Origin of the sequence: Nocardia gipuzkoensis (assembly GCF_021183645.1) — a bacterium.
In the GTDB taxonomy this organism is placed as follows: Bacteria; Actinomycetota; Actinomycetes; order Mycobacteriales; family Mycobacteriaceae; genus Nocardia; species Nocardia abscessus.
This window is the reverse complement of the sequence record NZ_CP089225.1, coordinates 6,192,212-6,208,546: the sequence shown is the minus strand read 5'-3', so window position 1 is coordinate 6,208,546 and position 16,335 is coordinate 6,192,212. Positions and strand designations below refer to the sequence as shown.

16 protein-coding genes and 1 pseudogene are annotated in these 16,335 nt (G+C 67.5%); 9 read left to right on the top strand and 8 right to left on the bottom strand.

Annotated elements, in window-relative coordinates; genetic code table 11:
- Positions 1–15: 15 nt before the first annotated feature.
- Complete coding sequence (locus LTT66_RS28450; protein WP_233061647.1) at positions 16–666, bottom strand: nitroreductase family protein; 651 nt, start codon at positions 664–666, stop codon at positions 16–18.
- 112 nt (positions 667–778) lie between these two features.
- Between LTT66_RS28450 and LTT66_RS28445 the strand changes: the two genes are divergently transcribed.
- A complete protein-coding gene (locus LTT66_RS28445; protein WP_233061645.1) occupies positions 779–1,237 on the top strand; it encodes a MarR family winged helix-turn-helix transcriptional regulator in 459 nt (152 codons plus the stop codon).
- 91 nt (positions 1,238–1,328) lie between these two features.
- On the opposite strand, the gene LTT66_RS28440 is transcribed toward LTT66_RS28445, so the two are convergent.
- Both LTT66_RS28440 and LTT66_RS28435 read right to left on the bottom strand, forming a co-directional pair.
- The gene (locus LTT66_RS28440) at positions 1,329–2,297 is read right to left on the bottom strand and encodes a TIGR03557 family F420-dependent LLM class oxidoreductase (RefSeq protein ID WP_233061643.1); all 969 of its coding nucleotides are present in this window, start codon (positions 2,295–2,297) and stop codon (positions 1,329–1,331) included.
- A gap of 186 nt (positions 2,298–2,483) precedes the next feature.
- Entirely contained in the window at positions 2,484–3,260 is a 777-nt protein-coding gene (locus tag LTT66_RS28435; protein WP_233061641.1) for an MHYT domain-containing protein, read from the bottom strand.
- 376 nt (positions 3,261–3,636) lie between these two features.
- On the opposite strand from LTT66_RS28435, the gene LTT66_RS28430 reads away from it, so the two are divergent.
- Entirely contained in the window at positions 3,637–4,353 is a 717-nt protein-coding gene (locus LTT66_RS28430; RefSeq protein ID WP_233061639.1) for an oxygen-binding di-iron domain-containing protein, read from the top strand.
- A 29-nt stretch (positions 4,354–4,382) separates the two neighbouring features.
- On the opposite strand, the gene LTT66_RS28425 is transcribed toward LTT66_RS28430, so the two are convergent.
- The gene (locus LTT66_RS28425) at positions 4,383–5,546 is read right to left on the bottom strand and encodes an oxygenase MpaB family protein (RefSeq protein WP_332909696.1); all 1,164 of its coding nucleotides are present in this window, start codon (positions 5,544–5,546) and stop codon (positions 4,383–4,385) included.
- A complete protein-coding gene (locus LTT66_RS28420; protein WP_233061637.1) occupies positions 5,461–6,210 on the bottom strand; it encodes a TetR/AcrR family transcriptional regulator in 750 nt (249 codons plus the stop codon). The genes LTT66_RS28425 and LTT66_RS28420 overlap by 86 nt, the downstream gene beginning before the upstream one ends.
- A gap of 480 nt (positions 6,211–6,690) precedes the next feature.
- Between LTT66_RS28420 and LTT66_RS28415 the strand changes: the two genes are divergently transcribed.
- The 3 genes from LTT66_RS28415 (at position 6,691) to LTT66_RS28405 (ending at position 10,030) form a co-directional block, all read left to right on the top strand.
- Positions 6,691–7,221, top strand: coding sequence for a hypothetical protein (locus LTT66_RS28415; protein ID WP_157229855.1), 531 nt, complete (start codon positions 6,691–6,693; stop codon positions 7,219–7,221).
- Positions 7,222–7,418: 197 nt separating this feature from the next.
- Entirely contained in the window at positions 7,419–8,912 is a 1,494-nt protein-coding gene (locus tag LTT66_RS28410; RefSeq protein ID WP_233061635.1) for an enoyl-CoA hydratase-related protein, read from the top strand.
- Positions 8,909–10,030: a CapA family protein gene (locus LTT66_RS28405; RefSeq protein WP_233061633.1), complete on the top strand. Its 1,122-nt coding sequence runs from the start codon at positions 8,909–8,911 to the stop codon at positions 10,028–10,030. Before LTT66_RS28410 ends, LTT66_RS28405 begins: the two co-directional genes overlap by 4 nt.
- Here LTT66_RS28405 and LTT66_RS28400 read toward each other — a convergent pair.
- The 3 genes and pseudogenes from LTT66_RS28400 to LTT66_RS28390 all read right to left on the bottom strand — a co-directional run.
- Positions 10,011–10,667: pseudogene (locus LTT66_RS28400) on the bottom strand (dienelactone hydrolase family protein); the annotation flags it as partial. The gene LTT66_RS28405 and the pseudogene LTT66_RS28400 overlap by 20 nt on opposite strands.
- A 103-nt stretch (positions 10,668–10,770) precedes the next feature.
- On the bottom strand, positions 10,771–12,387 hold the full coding sequence (locus tag LTT66_RS28395) for an FAD-dependent monooxygenase (protein ID WP_233061631.1): 1,617 nt from the start codon (positions 12,385–12,387) through the stop codon (positions 10,771–10,773).
- Positions 12,388–12,465: 78 nt separating this feature from the next.
- Entirely contained in the window at positions 12,466–13,230 is a 765-nt protein-coding gene (locus LTT66_RS28390) for a hypothetical protein (RefSeq protein WP_233061629.1), read from the bottom strand.
- An 894-nt stretch (positions 13,231–14,124) separates the two neighbouring features.
- Here LTT66_RS28390 and LTT66_RS28385 point away from each other — a divergent pair.
- The 4 genes from LTT66_RS28385 to LTT66_RS28370 all read left to right on the top strand — a co-directional run bounded on the left by LTT66_RS28385 (position 14,125) and on the right by LTT66_RS28370 (position 16,290).
- Entirely contained in the window at positions 14,125–14,877 is a 753-nt protein-coding gene (locus LTT66_RS28385; protein WP_233061627.1) for an SDR family oxidoreductase, read from the top strand.
- A gap of 52 nt (positions 14,878–14,929) precedes the next feature.
- Entirely contained in the window at positions 14,930–15,481 is a 552-nt protein-coding gene (locus LTT66_RS28380; protein WP_233061625.1) for a class I SAM-dependent methyltransferase, read from the top strand.
- A 9-nt stretch (positions 15,482–15,490) separates the two neighbouring features.
- Positions 15,491–15,916: a MerR family transcriptional regulator gene (locus LTT66_RS28375; RefSeq protein ID WP_233061623.1), complete on the top strand. Its 426-nt coding sequence runs from the start codon at positions 15,491–15,493 to the stop codon at positions 15,914–15,916.
- A gap of 173 nt (positions 15,917–16,089) precedes the next feature.
- On the top strand, positions 16,090–16,290 hold the full coding sequence (locus LTT66_RS28370; protein WP_195068397.1) for a hypothetical protein: 201 nt from the start codon (positions 16,090–16,092) through the stop codon (positions 16,288–16,290).
- Positions 16,291–16,335 lie beyond the last annotated feature (45 nt).

The following is a 16,335-nucleotide window of genomic DNA, read 5'->3' as shown; positions in this document are numbered from 1 at the left end:
CCGTCCGGGCGGTGGTCACCACTTGTCCCAGTGCAGGACCTGTTCGCGGTCGACGCGTTTCGCGGGCCGGAAGTCGGTGCCGATGGTGAACGCAAGCGGGATGAACGCCGCCAGCATGACCTTTTCGTAAGGCACGCCGAGCACGGCGGCGAGTTCCCGTTCCAGCGGCGCGTGCGCGGTGGTCCACACCGTGCCGAGCCCACGAGCGCGGGCGGCGAGCATGAAACTCCAGACCGCGGGCAGGATCGACCCCCAGGTCATGGACTGTTCGAGAACGCCCGCGCGGTCGGTGCGGCCTTCGACGGCGGGAATCACGAACGCGGGCACTCGGTGGATGTTGTCGTAGAGATACTCGAACCCCGCGCCGATCCGGCGCATGGACGAGGGATGAGCAGACATGCGACGCACGTCGGCGGTGGTGAGCGGCTGTGCGCCCGCGGCGTGGACGGCGCGGCGGAAGATATCGGCGACGACCTCGCGCCGCGCGTCGTCGGTGACGACCAGAAAGTGCCACCGCTGCCGGTTTCGTCCGGTCGGCGCCTGGGTGGCCAGGTCGACACATTCTTCGATCAGCTCGCGCGGTACGGGCTTGCCGAAATCGAGCCGTTTGCGCACGGCCCGCGTGGTGGACAGGACTTCATCCGCGGACAGGTTGAGTGACATCATGTGCCATCCATCTCTCTGGAGATAGTTGGCGAGCAGATCATCTGCGACAGTACGGGCGTAAATCATCTGTCGTCAAACGATCTGACCGCAGACGAGCCGCTATGCTGAGCGAATGCCGACCAGGACCGAGCACTCGAAGGCGGACTATCTTCCGAGACTCGCCACGGAGCGTCCGGATATCGCCCTGTGCCGGGTTTCGTCCATCGTCGCTCGCGCGGCCGAGGCCCACGCACAGGAACAGGGCTTGGGCGTCGGCCAGCACCTGGTGCTGAAGATGCTGGCCGATGTCGGCCCGTGCTCGCAGCGGGTGCTCAGCGAGGAACTGCGTATCGATCGCAGCGTGATGGTCGGCATCGCCGACGATCTGGAGGCGTCGGGTTACGTTCGGCGCGAGCGCGATCCCGCCGATCGGCGCGCCTACGCCGTGACGATCACCAGGACCGGAAGGCGGGCCGTCGCCGACGCCGAGAAGGGGATTCCCCAGTTTCTGGACCGGACCTTCGCCGCCCTCGAACCAGACGAGCGGACGCAGCTCACCGAGTTGCTCCGCAAGCTCCTCCCCGGCGGCTGAGTGCGCCCGGGCACTTGGCTTGCCGAATCGCGGCTCGCGACCGGCAGGGTGTCGGGCGCGGCGCCCTGCCCCACCGTTCGACCTTTCGCGCTCAGGCGCTCGGCGTGAGGGCGCGGAGGGGCTTGTCGAGTTCCCTGCGGTAGAAGTCCAGGAAGCCATCCGGGTCGGGGCCCGCGTTCTGCATCACGAGATGGTCGAAGCCCGCGTCGGTGTACTGCTTCGCGGCGTCGAGGTAGCGGGCCGGGTCCGGACCGCAGGCGAAGTTGTCGAGGATGTCTTCCAGGCGCACGGTGGTGGTCGCCGCGGCGAAGTTCACCGGGTTCGGCAATTCGCTCATCACCTTCCACCCCGTGACCGCCCAGCGCGTCGTATCGAGCACCGCCTTCGCGGCCGTCTCCTCGTCCGGTGCCCACGCCATGCCGACCTCCGCGTAACGCGGGCCCGCGCCGCCCGCCGCGCGATAGCGATCGACGAGCTCGGCCTTCGGTTCGGTGGCGAACAGGCCGTCACCGAGTTCGGCGGCGATCCGCGCCGCCTCCGGCCCGCCCCCGGCGACCACGATCGGCGGAAGCGTGCCGGGCAGATCGAAAACCCGAGCTTCGGAGACGGTCAGGAACTCGCCGTCGTAGGAGTGGTAGCCGCCGCTCCAGAGCAGGCGAATGATCTCGAGCGCTTCGCGCAGCATCCGCTGCCGGATGCGCACGGGCGGAAACTCCCGGCCGACGACATGCTCGTTGAGCCGCTCGCCCGAACCGACGCCGAGGGTGAAACGGTCGTCGGACAAGATCGCGAGAGTAGCCGCCGCCTGCGCGATGATCGCGGGGTGGTATCGCAGGATGGGGCAGGTCACTCCGGTGGCGAGTTCGATCCGCTCGGTCTTCGCCGCGATGGCTCCGAGCACGGTCCAGGCGAACGGCGAATGCCCCTGGTTGTCCAGCCAGGGATGGAAGTGGTCGCTGATCTCGACGAAGTCGAATCCGGCTTCTTCGGCCCGAATCGCTTGGCGGACAAGCTCCTTCGGACCGAAGGCCTCGGCTGCCAGTTTGTACCCGATACGCATCGCCACCTCCTGGTTCGACAGCGGCCGGTCGCCTCGTGAAACCGGCTCTCGGCGCGCGTACCCGGCATCCGGCAGCGAAAACTTCCCCGCGCGTCCGTGCCGCCGTGCGGCCGCCCGCAGCAGCGGCTGCCCCGTCAGCCGGGCACGGTCGGAACTTCGTCGGCGAGAGGACGCCGCATGGTCCGCTCAGTCACGAGTCGGCCAGTAGCTGGAAGCATGCCGGCCTCGCGGAACATAGGTGTTCTCGTCGTCGACCTCCGTGACGCCGAGATGCAAGAGCAGCAGCACGGTCACCAGGCTGATACTCACGATCAGCGGGGTCAGCAATTGCGTAGCGCCGGCTCCGGACGGCGGATGCATGTGCCCGGTCTCGTGCACGTGCATGGCGAACATGCCCGTGTAGTGCATGCCGGAGACCGCGACACCCATGACCAGCGCCGCGCCGACGGTGGCGAGCGTGCCACGGACGTGCAGGGTGAACCACAGAGCGGCGGTCGCGGCGACCACAGCGATCGCCATCGACAGAGCGACGATCCGTCCGTCGTAGCCGATCGTGGCGTTCGATTTCATCGCGTACATGCCCGAGTAGTGCATCGCGCCGACGCCGAGGCCGGTGACCCCGCCCCCGGCGAACAGCGCCAGCGTTCCCAGCGCCCGCTGGTGGGCGATGCGCAGCCCGATCCACACCACCGCGATGGCGATCAGCGCGCTGATCAACGTGACCGGGACGTCGTACCGGATGGAAGCGCCGTCGATGGCGAACCCGAGCATCGCGATGAAGTGCATGACCCAGATTCCGGTGCCGCCGATGGCGACAGCCGCGGCGAGCAGCCAGCCATCGCGTGCGGAACCGGTGCGGGATCTGGCCATGCACCGCAGTCCGAGCAATGACCCGGTGAACGACATGAGATAGGCGACGATGGGTGTGAGCCACCCGTGGCTGAAGTGATCGATTTCCAGCACGCGACACTCCCTCGCTGGCTAGATTCGGACCGTCGCCGAGACGATGCACGAATCTCACATAGTGAAACTGCAGGTAGATAGTTTAGAGTACTACTATCCTTTTTATAATCATAGGATGAGTCCCGGATAGCGGGATATATGCCAGAAGAAGAGTGAACCGCACACCTTTCAGCCTGCGCCTCCAGCCCTCGCAACCCGAACCCTCGACAGCTAGCTACTGGCTTACGCGGCGCTGCGGCATAGACCCTCCGCGCGCGACCACGGCGCGGTACCGAGCTCCTGCGCTCCGCCCGCGGAAACTGCGAATTCGCTGTGTGGAAGTCCAACGAGGGTACGAGAATGAGGAAAACCGTTTCGACCAGCGAATTGACTCCTCATGGACACCCGTACCGACGAGATAGCCGAGAAGATCTACCGCATCTCGACCTTCATTCCGGAGGTCGGCCCTGCCGGCTTCACCTTCAACCAGTTCCTGGTCGCGGCCGAGGAGCCGTTGCTGTTCCACACCGGCATGCGGGCGCTGTTCCCCGTGGTGTCCGCACAGATCGCGCGGATCATGCCGGTGGAACGGTTGCGCTGGATCACGTTCGGGCATGTGGAAGCGGACGAATGCGGCGCGATGAACCTCTTCCTCGCTGCCGCACCGCACGCACAGGTGGCGCATGGCCTCCTCGGGTGCCTGGTCTCGATCGACGATCTGGCCGACCGGCAACCGCGCAGGCTCGCCGACGGCGAGGTGATCGATCTCGGCGGTCGGCGCGTGCGGCACCTGGACACCCCGCACGCGCCGCACAACTGGGAGGCGCGAGTGCTCTACGAGGAGACCACCGGCGTGCTGCTCTGCGGTGACCTGATGACCCAGATGGGCAACGGACCAGCGCTGACCGCCTCGGATCTGGTGGAGCAGGCAGGCGTCGCGGAGGACGTCTTCCATGCCACGTCGCTGGGCCCCGCCGTGCCCGCCACCCTGAACCGGCTGGCGGAGTTGGCGCCCACCACGTTGGCGATCATGCACGGTTCGAGCTTCGCCGGAGACGGGGCTACGGCACTCCGCGATCTCGCCCGGGATTACCAGGCCCGCCTGGACGCCTGATCGGCTCCCCGCCCGCAGCTGCGGTGGCCTCAGGCGGCGTGGCCGACGTGCTGCGCGGACGCGCCGATGACGGCCGTTTCGGTCCCGACGAGGGTCCGCAGGAACGCTTCCTGCTCCCGGCGTCCCCGTACCGTGGCACGCTCGAGACCGCCCGGCAGAACCCGGGCCAGCGCACTACGGACGATATTCACCGGGATGCGCAGCATCGGATACCACGGCGGCATGTAGGCGGGCAGGCCGAGCTCGCGCATAGCGGACGGCCCGAGGAAGGCGCTCGCGATGGACAGATGCTGGGCCCGCGCGATGCGCCCACGCAGCGCGGGCAGGTTCCGGTAGTGCCAGCGGAGCGGATCGTCCGCCATCGGAACGGCGAGTTGCGGTGTGGTCTCGTCGGGGTTCGTGATGGCGGTGAGACTGTGGTACAGAATGCGGACGGAGTCCCGGAATCCGTTGGGCAGGAACCGGTCCTCGACACCGATCAACCACCCGACGTAGCGGGCGAGGTGAGCGGCCGAGTCCAGTTCACGGGGAGTCGAGAACAACCCCATCGCCAGGCCGCCGACAAAAGGAGCGATCAAGGCTCCGACCAATGTCGCGGCCATGTCGGTCTGATTGATCGGCACCCCCCATTCGTCCTCGCGCCAGTCCGGCATCGCCGCCACGTGGCGGCGCACCAGAGCGTGGATCAGCCGCACGTGGATCGTCGACCGATAGCCGCGGCCCAGTGGCGACATCCCGCCCTCGGAGGTGACGTCGAGCGCCCACTGCAGCGTTTCGGCGAATCGCTTGGCAGGCCCTTTCTCGAGCGCGCCCGTGCGGAGCAACGTCTTGTTGAAGCCCGAGGCGAGGTAGCCGCCGAGGAAGGAAACGTCACGCGCGATGTAGATCCCGTCGGCACCGCCGCAGCGGAACACCCGCTCCGCACGCGCGAGCTTCTCCCGGTCCAGCCATTCGGGCGGAGTCTCCACCTGGACGAAGAAGGCCCGCAACGGCTCCGGAGCGTCCGGCACGTTGTCGATGCCCTCGCGCAGCGCCCGCTCGAACAGGGGACGAGTGCGGCCCATGCCTTCCCGGTACATCCACTCCACCAGGTCGTCCATCGGCTGGTCACCGATGAGCAGCGCCTCGCCCAGATCTCGCCATTGCTCCGGCGCCGGCTTGTCCAGTCCCAGCAGCAGTGCGAAGGGTCGCAGTCCGGGAACCCTGCGCGGCGCGTCGGGGTGGCGCAGCGGAAGTGGCTTGTTCATCGTTGCTCTCCTTCGAGCCTGCACTGATCCCGTGCTTCACCATCGGAACGATGGCGGCACGGACGAATTCGCGCGTCGCGTCGTCCGCGGCGAAGTCGACGCACGCGGTGGGCGTCAACATGACCGAATGGGCCAGTCGCGCGATCATTTCCGCGACCGGCAGGGCGTCGTAGCGGGCGATGAGTTCCAACTCCTGAGCGCGTTCGAGCAGCCCGGCGATGTAGCGGATGCCCAGCGACACCATCTGGGCCCCGCGCACGGTGTAGAAGGCCAGGGCCTCTTCCGGTGCGACGGTCAGCAGCCGTCCGACCAGCTGATGCATCCGCGTCTGCCGCAGCACATGCAGCACCGTCTCCTCGATCCGGACGTCGATCTCGGCCGAGGTCACCACGATCGCCGTGACCTCGGCCAACATGCGCTGAGTCTCCCGTTCCAGCACGGCGTCGACCAGGTTCTCCTTACCGGCGAAACGGCGATAGATGGTGACCCGGTTGACTCCGGAGCGTTTCGCGATGTCGTCCAGGCTGCTGCGCCGGATCCCGACCTGCAGGATCCGGTCGAGGGCCGCGTCCATGATCTTCTCGTCGACTGCGTCCCGGCCGGAGTTCATGCATCAAAGATAGTTAGAATGTTACATTGAATCAACCCCTCAGCGTCGACTCGTCCTCGCGGCCCACCGGCTCGCTCGGCGGGTCCGCAGAGCCATTCCTCGAAGTGCCGTAGCGGCCAAGGCAACTCATGCCGGAAATGCACGTGCACATGCGATTTCCGCAGCGTCGCCGCACCTTTCGGGATCGGCGGCACAGTCACAGTTACCGCAATCGAGGCCGGTGAGCGGACGTCTCACCTGCCCCGCCATGGTCAGAAGGCGCACGCAGGCACGAAAGCCCACCCCGCGAAAATTCCTGCGAGTACTGCCCGAGCACGGCACGAACGAGACGATCGAGACATCGGCCGATGCACCGCCGTGGCGGCGGAACCAGAGACCGCAGGCTCGGCCCGCATCTCTCGCGACCGCGATTCGCGACATCTGGCGAACTTCTAGCGTTTCTTCGTTTGTCTCGCGCGGGTCACGGCGTATGGTCGCGCTATGCCGACAATGACGTCGATCGATACCGGAGCCGAACACCTCGCCTGCTGGGTCACCGTCGTCGGGCAACGCCTCCATCAGTTGCCGACAGCAAACCCGAACGTCCAACTCGCCCACGCGATGAGCGGGTTCCTCGCGATCGGGCGCGCGAGCATGGCCCTGCTGACCACCTCCGGGAATCCCACCGATATCCGAGACCACGATCTCGTCTTCGAGATCACCGCCGACGCGGAACGTTGGCTCACCGACGCGGCGACCGAATCGGTCGTCAACCAGATCACCGACCGCGGTGAGCACATTCAGCGCTATCTGAGCCCGGTCGCGCTCGATACCGTGGCGAAAGCCCGCCTGCGACGCTGCGCGCAGGCGACGGCGATCCACACCCGTGATCTGCTGATCGGTGTCGATGCCGACCCGACAGCGTCGGACGAGATTCGTGACCTCGCCCGCGATCTCGCCGCGCGAGCGAACATCATCGCCACCGTCTACGCCGACGACCCGCAACAATTGCTGTCCATGTCCAGCAGGTGACACGGTCGGCGAGAGAACCGGCCATGACACAGCGCGTGCTCGTTCTCGCCAGTGCGAACAACGGGCTGACACAACGGGCCGCACTCGCGATACGCCGATCCGGACGCCGCACGCGGACCGAAATCGTACGCTGTGCAGCGGATATCCGCGCCGCGGTCGGAACGAACGACTTCGACATCGTCGTCTGCCCGTATCTGATGACGAAGATTCCCGCCGACGTCCATGAGAGGTGGACGTGCATCGTCGTCCATCCCGGGCCCGTCGGCGACCGTGGCCCGCATGCCTTGGACTGGGCGGTCAGCGAGCGCGAACCCCTGTGGGGCGTCACGGCGCTGACCGCCGTCGAGGAAATGGACGCAGGCCCCATCTGGTGCACGCGGACGTTCCCGTTGCCCGCGGAACGCAAATCCGCCGTCTACAACACGGTGGTCGCGGACGCCGCGATCGAATGCCTGCTCGAAGCGCTGGACAAGGCCGCCGACCCGGCCTGCTCCCCCACACCGCAAGACGTGCTGCCTCGATCCGTCGCACACGCGCGGACCCGACCCGCGATGTACCGTCGCGACCGCGAGATTCGCTGGAACGACGACGCCGACACGATCCTGAGCCGCATTCACGCGGGTGACGGCTCACCCGGGGCGTCGGCGACCATCGGGAACGTGCCGATGCTGGTCTACGACGCCTGCCGCGGACAGGACGCCCCTCGGGCGGCGCCCGGCACCGCGCTGCGCCGCCGCCACCACGCCGTCGAGGTCGCCTGCGGCGACGCCGGTATCTGGATCGGCCGCCTCGAAGCCCTCACCGGCGACCGGCCGCCGTGCAAAGGACCGGCCGTGCCGGTCCTGGCCGCGGCGGGATTTCCGGTCGAGGCGGTGCCGCGCGCGAAGGGCGGGACACCCGGGGAGATCCGGTACCGGCGCTCGGCCGAAATCGGCTTCCTCGACATCGACTTCTACAACGGCGCCATGGGCACCGGGCAGTGCGACCGATTGCTCGCCGCGTTCGGCTATGCGGCGGCGCAGAACACCAAGGTGCTCGTGCTCGCGAACGACGGCCCGTATTTCTGCAATGGCATCGACCTGAACGCGGTGGAACTGTCCGACGATCCCGAGGGCTCGGCGTGGCGGAACCTGCTGGCGATCAACAACGTGTGCCGGGCGATGCTGACCTGTTCCACACAGGTCACGGTGGCCGCGGTCAGCGGAAGCGCCGGGGCGGGCGGGGTCATGCTCGCGTTGACCGCCGATCTGGTCGTCGCCGCGGAACGAGTGGTGTTCAACCCGCACTACCGGACGATCGGATTGTCCGGCTCGGAATTCCACACCTACACCCTGCCGCGGCGGGTCGGTGCCGAAGCCGCGCAGCGCCTGCTGGACGAATGCCGGCCCGTCGACGCGGCAGGCGCCGCCGACCTCGGAATGATCGATGCCGTGGTGCCGAACGGGCAGTTCGGCACGTGGCTGACGGAGCTGGCCGTCGAATGCGCCCACCCGGCCAGGTGGGCGGCGATCATGGCCGCGAAGCAGACGCGGTCGATCGACCTGACCGCGTTCGAAAGCGCCGAACTGCGCCGCATGGCCCGGGACATCTTCCGTGATCAGAACGAATTCCGCCGCAGGCGGCACGAGTTCGTTTTCAAGAGTTCGTGGCGTTCGCCGGCGACCGGAACATTCACATTGTCGCCCCGATGATCGACAATGGATATATGGCGACGGTGCTGCTGGGCGGCGACGTCATGCTGGGTCGAGGTGTGGACCAGATTCTGCCGCATCCCGGTGATCCGAGGCTGCGCGAACGATATGTCAACGACGCGCGAACCTACGTCGATCTGGCCGAACGCGCGTACGGCGAATTCACCCATCCGGTCGATTACCGGCAACTGTGGGGCGATGTCCTGCCGATCCTCGCCCGGATCGACCCCGAGGTGCGGTTGCTCAATTTGGAGACTTCGATCACCGCCGACGGCGCGTTCGCTCCCGCTAAAGGCATCCATTACCGAATGCATCCGGACAACGTGCCCGCGCTGACCGCGATCGCACCGGTCGTCTGCGCGCTGGCCAACAATCACATCCTCGATTTCGGTCTTCCCGGGATGGCCGACACGCTCGCCGCGCTCGACACCGCCGGCATCGACCATGCCGGCGCCGGGGCCGACCTCACGAGTGCGCGCGCCCCTGCCACAGTGGAACTCGCCGACGGGCGCCGTGTGGTGATCCTCTCCGTCGCGGCCGGTTCGAGCGGGGTTCCGGAGGCATGGTCGGCACGGCGCGGCAGGCCGGGGCTGTGGCGGGTGGGCTACTCGCCCGGCGCCGCGGCGGCCGAGGAGGTCGCGGCCGAGATGTCGGCGCACAAGCGCGACAACGATATCGGCATCGTCTCGGTGCATTGGGGGCCGAACTGGGGCTACGAAGTCGCGCGCACCGAAACGCAGTTCGCGCACCGATTGATCGACGCCGGAGTCGATCTGGTGCACGGGCACTCCGCGCATCATCCACGTCCGATCGAGATCTACCGCGGCAAACCGATCCTGTACGGCTGCGGCGACGTCATCGACGACTACGAAGGCATCCGCGGCCACGAGCGGTACCACACCGATCTGCATCCGCTGTACCTGGTGTGCATCGATCCCGGCTCGGCGGAAGTCCGGCTGATTCCGCTGCGGGAGCGGCACATGCGTCTGGAGTGGGCTCCGCGCAGCGAATCCCGCTGGCTCTGCGAGAAGATCGAGGACATCAGCCGGGACTTCGGCACCCGAGTCGCTCCTCGACCCGACGATCTGCCGGTGGTGTTCAGTGCGGCACGGCGGTGAGATGGCGGTGGAACCACTGGGCGGCCAGATCGGCGACCTGTTCGAGCGCGCCGGCCTCCTCGAACAGGTGGGTCGCGCCGGGGACGATGTCGAGTTCGCTCGGACATGGCATCCGTAGCTGAGCTTCCCGGTTGACCCCGAGCACCCATCTGTCGGCACCGCCCACGATGAGCAGTGTCGGTGCGTGGACCGAACTCAACCGCGGCCCGGCAAGGTCGGGCCGACCGCCCCGCGAGACCACCGCCGCGATCTCGGTACCCGGCTCGGTCGCCGCCCACAGTGCGGCGCCCGCGCCGGTGCTCGCCCCGAAATATCCGGTGGGCAGCCCGCCGAGTTCCGGCCGCGTCCGCAGCCAGTGCGTCACCTCGACCAGGCGACGCGCGAGCAGCGGGATGTCGAAGACGTGCGCGCGGTCGCTCTCCTCCTCGAGGGTCAGCAGATCGACCAGCATCGTCGCGAACCCCGCACGGTTGAGAACCTCGGCGACGAACCGGTTCCTCGGGCTGCGCCTGCCGCTGCCGCTGCCGTGTGCGAAGGCGATCACGGCGGTACGGTCCGGTGGCACAGCCAGGACCCCGGCCAGCCGGGTGCGTTCCGCTGGCACGGTGACCTCTTCGGTCCGCGTCGGGGACCGGGGTGCGGACGGCATCGAACACCTCCTGCTATCCGGCGTACCCGATCAGGTCCGGAATGCGCAAGGGGATCGGATCGCGGTGCGGCTGGGGCCGGCCGCACGCGGTTCAGCGGAAGGTGGTGGCCAGGTACGATGCCAGGTCGTTCGCGGCGGCTCGGTGCCGTACATAGCCGAGGTAGCCATCGGGACGCACCACATAGACGGCTCCGCCGGTGGCGCCGTAAGCCTTGGCGAAATTGCCGTCACCATCCCGGACGACCGGTAGCAGCGTCTCATCGACCCTGGCGCCGGGTGCGGTGAGAAGGTACACGTCCAGCCGTCTGTGCGCCCTCCGCCGTGCCGTATCGGCGAGCTCCTCCAGTACCCCGATGTCGGTTGGGGTGGTGGCGTCGGCGTAAAGGAGCAGGGTGTGGTTGGTCCGCCCGAGCAAAGAGAACAGGCGGATCGGGAAGGTGACCGCGCCCCGGCTCAAGCCGGTGGCATCGGGAGCCCGCACTCCTGCCGACGGACCCGGCGCGCCGTCGGGCGTGCGGGCGACGATCGGGCTGTCGCCATAGTCGATCAGCAGCTGGGCCGCACGCCGGATGACGAGATCGGGGTCCGATTCGCCGGCCCCGATGCCCTCTCCGGCACTGCGCACGGTCCGCCCGACCACCTCCGCGCCGACCGGCCTGCGTTCGGCGTCGTAACTGTCCAGCAGGTGGGACGCACTGTCGCCGCTGATCGCCAGTGCGAGCTTCCACGCGAGGTTGTGCGCGTCCTGGATACCGGTGTTCATTCCTTGCGCACCGGTGGGCGGGTGGATGTGCGCCGCGTCGCCGGCCACGAAGACCCTTCCGCGCGAGTACGAATCGACGATCCGGTGACCGATCCGGAAGACCGACGACCACCGCAGGTTCGACGCGGTGACCGGCTCGGGCGCGAGGCGATCGAGGACCTGCTGGATATGTCCCAGCTGCGGCCCCGGTCCGCGTTCGAACCCGGGCCCGAGCTTGTCGGGGCCGGTCGTTCCCGCGCTGAGGAGTTCGTCGGGGACCAGCATCGACACCCGATAGCGGCCACGTCCCGGCAGCGGTATGCACACCAGCAAGTCGTCGGTGCCGTCCTCGGTTCGACGCATCGATCGGAGGCCGTAGCCGCGCGGCAGCGCCCAATCGAGTTCGACATCGCCGAGCATGTACTGCTCGGTGAACGCCGCCCCCTCGAAGGACAGACCCAGTGTCTTGCGGACGATGCTGTGCGCGCCGTCGCAGCCGATGAGGAACTGCGCGTCGACGGTGTGCTCGCCGTCCGCGGCGGTGAGCACGGCACGCACGCCATTGTCGTCCTGGTCGAACGTCGTGAGTTCGGTGGCGCGTTCGATCCGGGTGCCGGTTTCGGCCAAACGCTCCCGGAGTATTCGCTCGGTCACGTACTGCGGTAGCCCGACGAATCCGTAGGGCACGTCAGCGGGCAGCGTCAGTTCCGTCCGGGCCACCTCGGCGCCGTTGACATAGACCAGCTGGCCGCGCAACTGGATTGCCGAGTCGAGGATCCGGCGCAGTACGCCCAGACCTTCGAACACCTCCAGCGTTCGCGGCTGGATTCCCACGGCCTTCGCATAGCGGGGCGGTTCGAGCAGCGCGTCCACGATCCGGCAGGAGACACCGCGCCGGGCCAACTCGATCGCCGCGGTCAGTCCGACCGGGCCCGCGCCCGCGATGAGTACCTCTGTGCCGACCATGCGATACCGCCTCGGACTGCGTACTCATACGGTGATTCGGGCGAGTCTACTCCGGCCCGCCCCGGCGCAGCCGGCGGATCAGTCCGCGTCGTCGGTGTCGGCGGGCCGCTTCGACGACACGACGTTGATGCGCCACGGCAGCTGGAACAGACCGCCGGACCTGTTGCGGATCCACTGCGTGACGGCGGCGACGGACGAGGCGAGCGACGTCGCACCGGCGAGCAGCGCCCAAGGCGTGAGACCCGCGGACGTATACGCGACCTGCCCAACGCCCGGCACGACGAGTCTGCCGTTGCCGAAGGCCCAGTTGATGAGCGATCCGACCTGTCCGCCCAGATCCGAACTGCGTCCCACCATCGCCTTCAACTCCGGGCCCTTGCTGTTGATGTAGAGCACGGTGAACAGCACGAACAGCGAGGTGACCAGGGTCGCTATCGTCGCCAGTCGACTGAGTGCATCGATGCGCAGGCGCAAGTTGATCACGATCGCCAAGATCGCGATGACGATAGCGGCGCAGGCGAGCAGGGCCCAGAAGCCGGTGACGTGGGGCGTGCGCGGCCTCGAGGACGACCAGGCGTTCAGGAACCGCGTGGTGATTTCCATCCGGCCGAACGCGGTGGTGCTGACCCTGCCGTCGGCGCCCGCGGCGGTGATCCAGGGCTGGAACAGCAACACGAGCGTCACGAGACTACCGACGGCGGCCCACACATAGCCCCAATACCCACGCAGTGCGGCCCGAATTGCCTGGGGGCTACCCGGTGCGATGCCGCCCACCGCCTGATCCTGCTGGGCGGACCCGCCGTCTCCAGTTTTGTTCGACTGCCAGGGCGTTGGCTGCACCATTCGCTCAGTTTAGGGCCGGACCACTGCCCCAATTCGGGCAAAGCTCACCTCCAGTGGGAAGTGTCCGGTAGCGGATCACAGCGAGTCCGGCGGCCGCTCGACGGTCTTCCTCGGACGTAACGATCACCGTTACCGCCCAGTGGTGGCGGTCGATCCGAAAGGTGTTCGGCGGCGGCGCGGCGGCAGCATACGGTAGCGCCCTGCCCGTACCATACGAAACCGGGTCTCGATCGGAGAAAGAAGACCCGGCATCGTTCGAACCGCGAATTCTGGTAGTGAGCGGGGGGACAAGAAAACTTACGGTATGTTTCACCCCCCGATCCGACGTCTATGCCCTGGAAAAAGCACCCTCGGTGATCTCCCCGTTACGCAATACCGGGGACCTTCACATTTCTTTGCCTGGCGTTCACCGCCCTATGGGTGAACTATGAAATCCATAAGCAGAGATAAATTCACCCGAATCGAAGGATGTACAAATGTCCAGCAGAATCACGAAAATCCTCGCCGCGACCGCAATGGCCCTGTCCGTGGGTGTCATCGCGGCTCCCGCCGTTTCCGCCGAAACGCCATCGGACGCGGCGACACCGGTGTGGGGCTCGGTCGTTCTTTGCATTCCGCTCGGAAGCGCCGTCTGGTGCATCTGAGCCCGACAGTGCGGCCGCACCGATCGAGGGCGGCCGCACCTATCTGTGCCGAGTTTTCCTCCGAGTCCGCGGCGTGCCGGGCTTGTCGCCGTCGCGCACTCGAAACCGACCTCTGAGGGGCACGACCCGAGCAGCTGCCGCCGAGCGTGGATCGACCGATGCGGCGCGGCTGTGATCGGAACCCGGTCCTGTCACACCGGCCGTGGCCGCTTCGTCTACTCACCGGACCAGTGAGTAGAGGAAGGTTGCCATGCGAGTAGCAGTCATCGGAGCAAGTGGGCTGATCGGCCGGGACGTGATCGACGTACTGGAGAGCCGGGGCCACGACGTCGTCGCGATCACTAGATCGACCGGTGTGGACGTCTACACCGGCGACGGCTTGGCGCAAGCGCTGGCCGGCGCGGATGCCGTGGTGGACGCGGTGAACGCGACGACCACCGACACCGAAGCGGTGACCGACTTCTTCCGCACCGTCGCGCGGAATGTGCAACGCGAGGCAGCCGCTGCCGGGGTGCGGCGGATCGCCTTGATCTCCATCATCGGCATCGACCGATTCACCGCGGGGCACTACGCCGGGAAACTCGCCCAAGAGCACGCCTACCGCCGAGGTCCGGTGCCCGTGCGCATCCTGCGGGCGGCCCAGTTCCACGAATTCACCGAGATGATGCTCGACTGGACGACCCGCGGCGACACCGCATATGTCCCGAAGTATCGGGCGCGGCTCGTCGCCGCCCGCACGGTCGCCGAACACCTGGCCGACTCGGCCGTCTCGCCGTCCGCGCCGGAGTCGGCCGAAATCGCCGGGCCGGAAGAATTCGACCTGGCCGCGGCCGCGGCCGAAGTGGCGGCGCGACGGGGCGAACCGGCTCGGGTGGAAGAGATCGTCGACACCGACGACCCGAATCACGAATTGCAGGCCGGTGGCGCCCTCCTGCCGGGACCCGGCGCGGTCATCGCCGGGCCGACATTCGGGCAGTGGCTCGACCAGAAATTTCCCGCTTGACTTCAGGTCGACCTCAACTCGCAAGCTGAGCGCACCACGAGGAGAGGCAACCATGACCACGTTCGGAGAAAAGCAGAGCCGAGGCTACGACCAGCGGGCGACTCGTCTGCTCGGCGGCCTGTACCGACACATCGCCACCGACATCGACGCGGCCGCCCAGCCGGGCGCGTGGGTGCTCGACGTCGGAGCGGGACCGGGAAAGTTGCTGGCGCAGTTGGCTTCTCGGCGAGACGATCTGCGGCTGCATGGCGTCGACCTGTCACCGCACATGATCGATCTCGCGGAGGCCGCGCTGTCCGGTGCGGCCGAGCTCTCGGTCGGCGATGTCGGCGCTCTCCCCTACCCCGACGACAGCTTCGACCTGGTCGTCTCGAGCCTGAGCATGCACGAGTGGCCGCAGGTCGACCGCGCGATCGCGGAGCTGGCGCGCGTGCTGCGTCCCGGCGGAGCCGTGGCGATCTACGACTTCCGATTCGTGCGCGCGGCGGCCGCGCTCGACGCGTTGCGCCGTTCCTTCGAGGCGGCGACGGTGCGGCGGGAGCCGGTACGCCCGCGGCGGCATCCGGTCGGGCTGTATGCGCGGCTCACCGCCAGCGCCGCCTAGAGTGCGGGTATGGCGGGCGGCGAGATGTCGATCGGTGAGCTCGCGGCGCGGTTCGGTCTGGCCACTCATGTGCTGCGACACTGGGAGGACGTCGGACTGCTCGCGCCGCGGCGCGACGGTGCGGGGCATCGCCGGTATCACGACGACGACGCGGAGATCGTGGCCATGATCCTGTTCGGCAAGCAGGTCGGCCTGTCGCTGGACGAACTCGCCGCGCTGTTCGCCGAGGCGTCCGACCGCACCGCGCGCCGCGAGCTGCTGCGCGCGCACCGCGACCAGCTCGCGCACCGGATCAGCCGGGACACCGCCGCGCTGGAGACCATTTCGCACGCGCTCGACTGCGACGCCGAGGACTTCCGCGAGTGCCCGCACTTCCGGGCCAAGGTCTCCGGCGCGCTCGCCGTGGTCACGAATTGGTCGAGGCCACGAAGGTAAATCGTTATGGCACAGAGAATTCCGTCCTGACGGTGGAGTTTGTGACACCTCCGGCGCCACGAAGGGTTCGCGCGGCAGGAGGGGGGTACCGCGCCTGCTATCGCGGATTAGGATCGAGTTCTGCGAACAGTGACACAGCAGACCGTGACACTTCGACCCGATAGAGGTGCCCCGTGGGCAGAACAATTCGAATCCCGGCGGTGGAACTCGCCGATCATGTCGGCGAATCCGTCGTCGGTTACGGCACCCTCACGCAAGCCGGAGTGGTCCAGCCGGGTGGCGACCTCGTGGTCGCGGTCTTCGGCGTGGAGACCAACCGACGCGAGAAATCTTTCACCCCGGGCCAATTGGTCGAACTGGAGGTTACCGACTAGCGGCGAGGGCCGACCCGGACGTACCGGAGGTCGGCGCGGACGCAC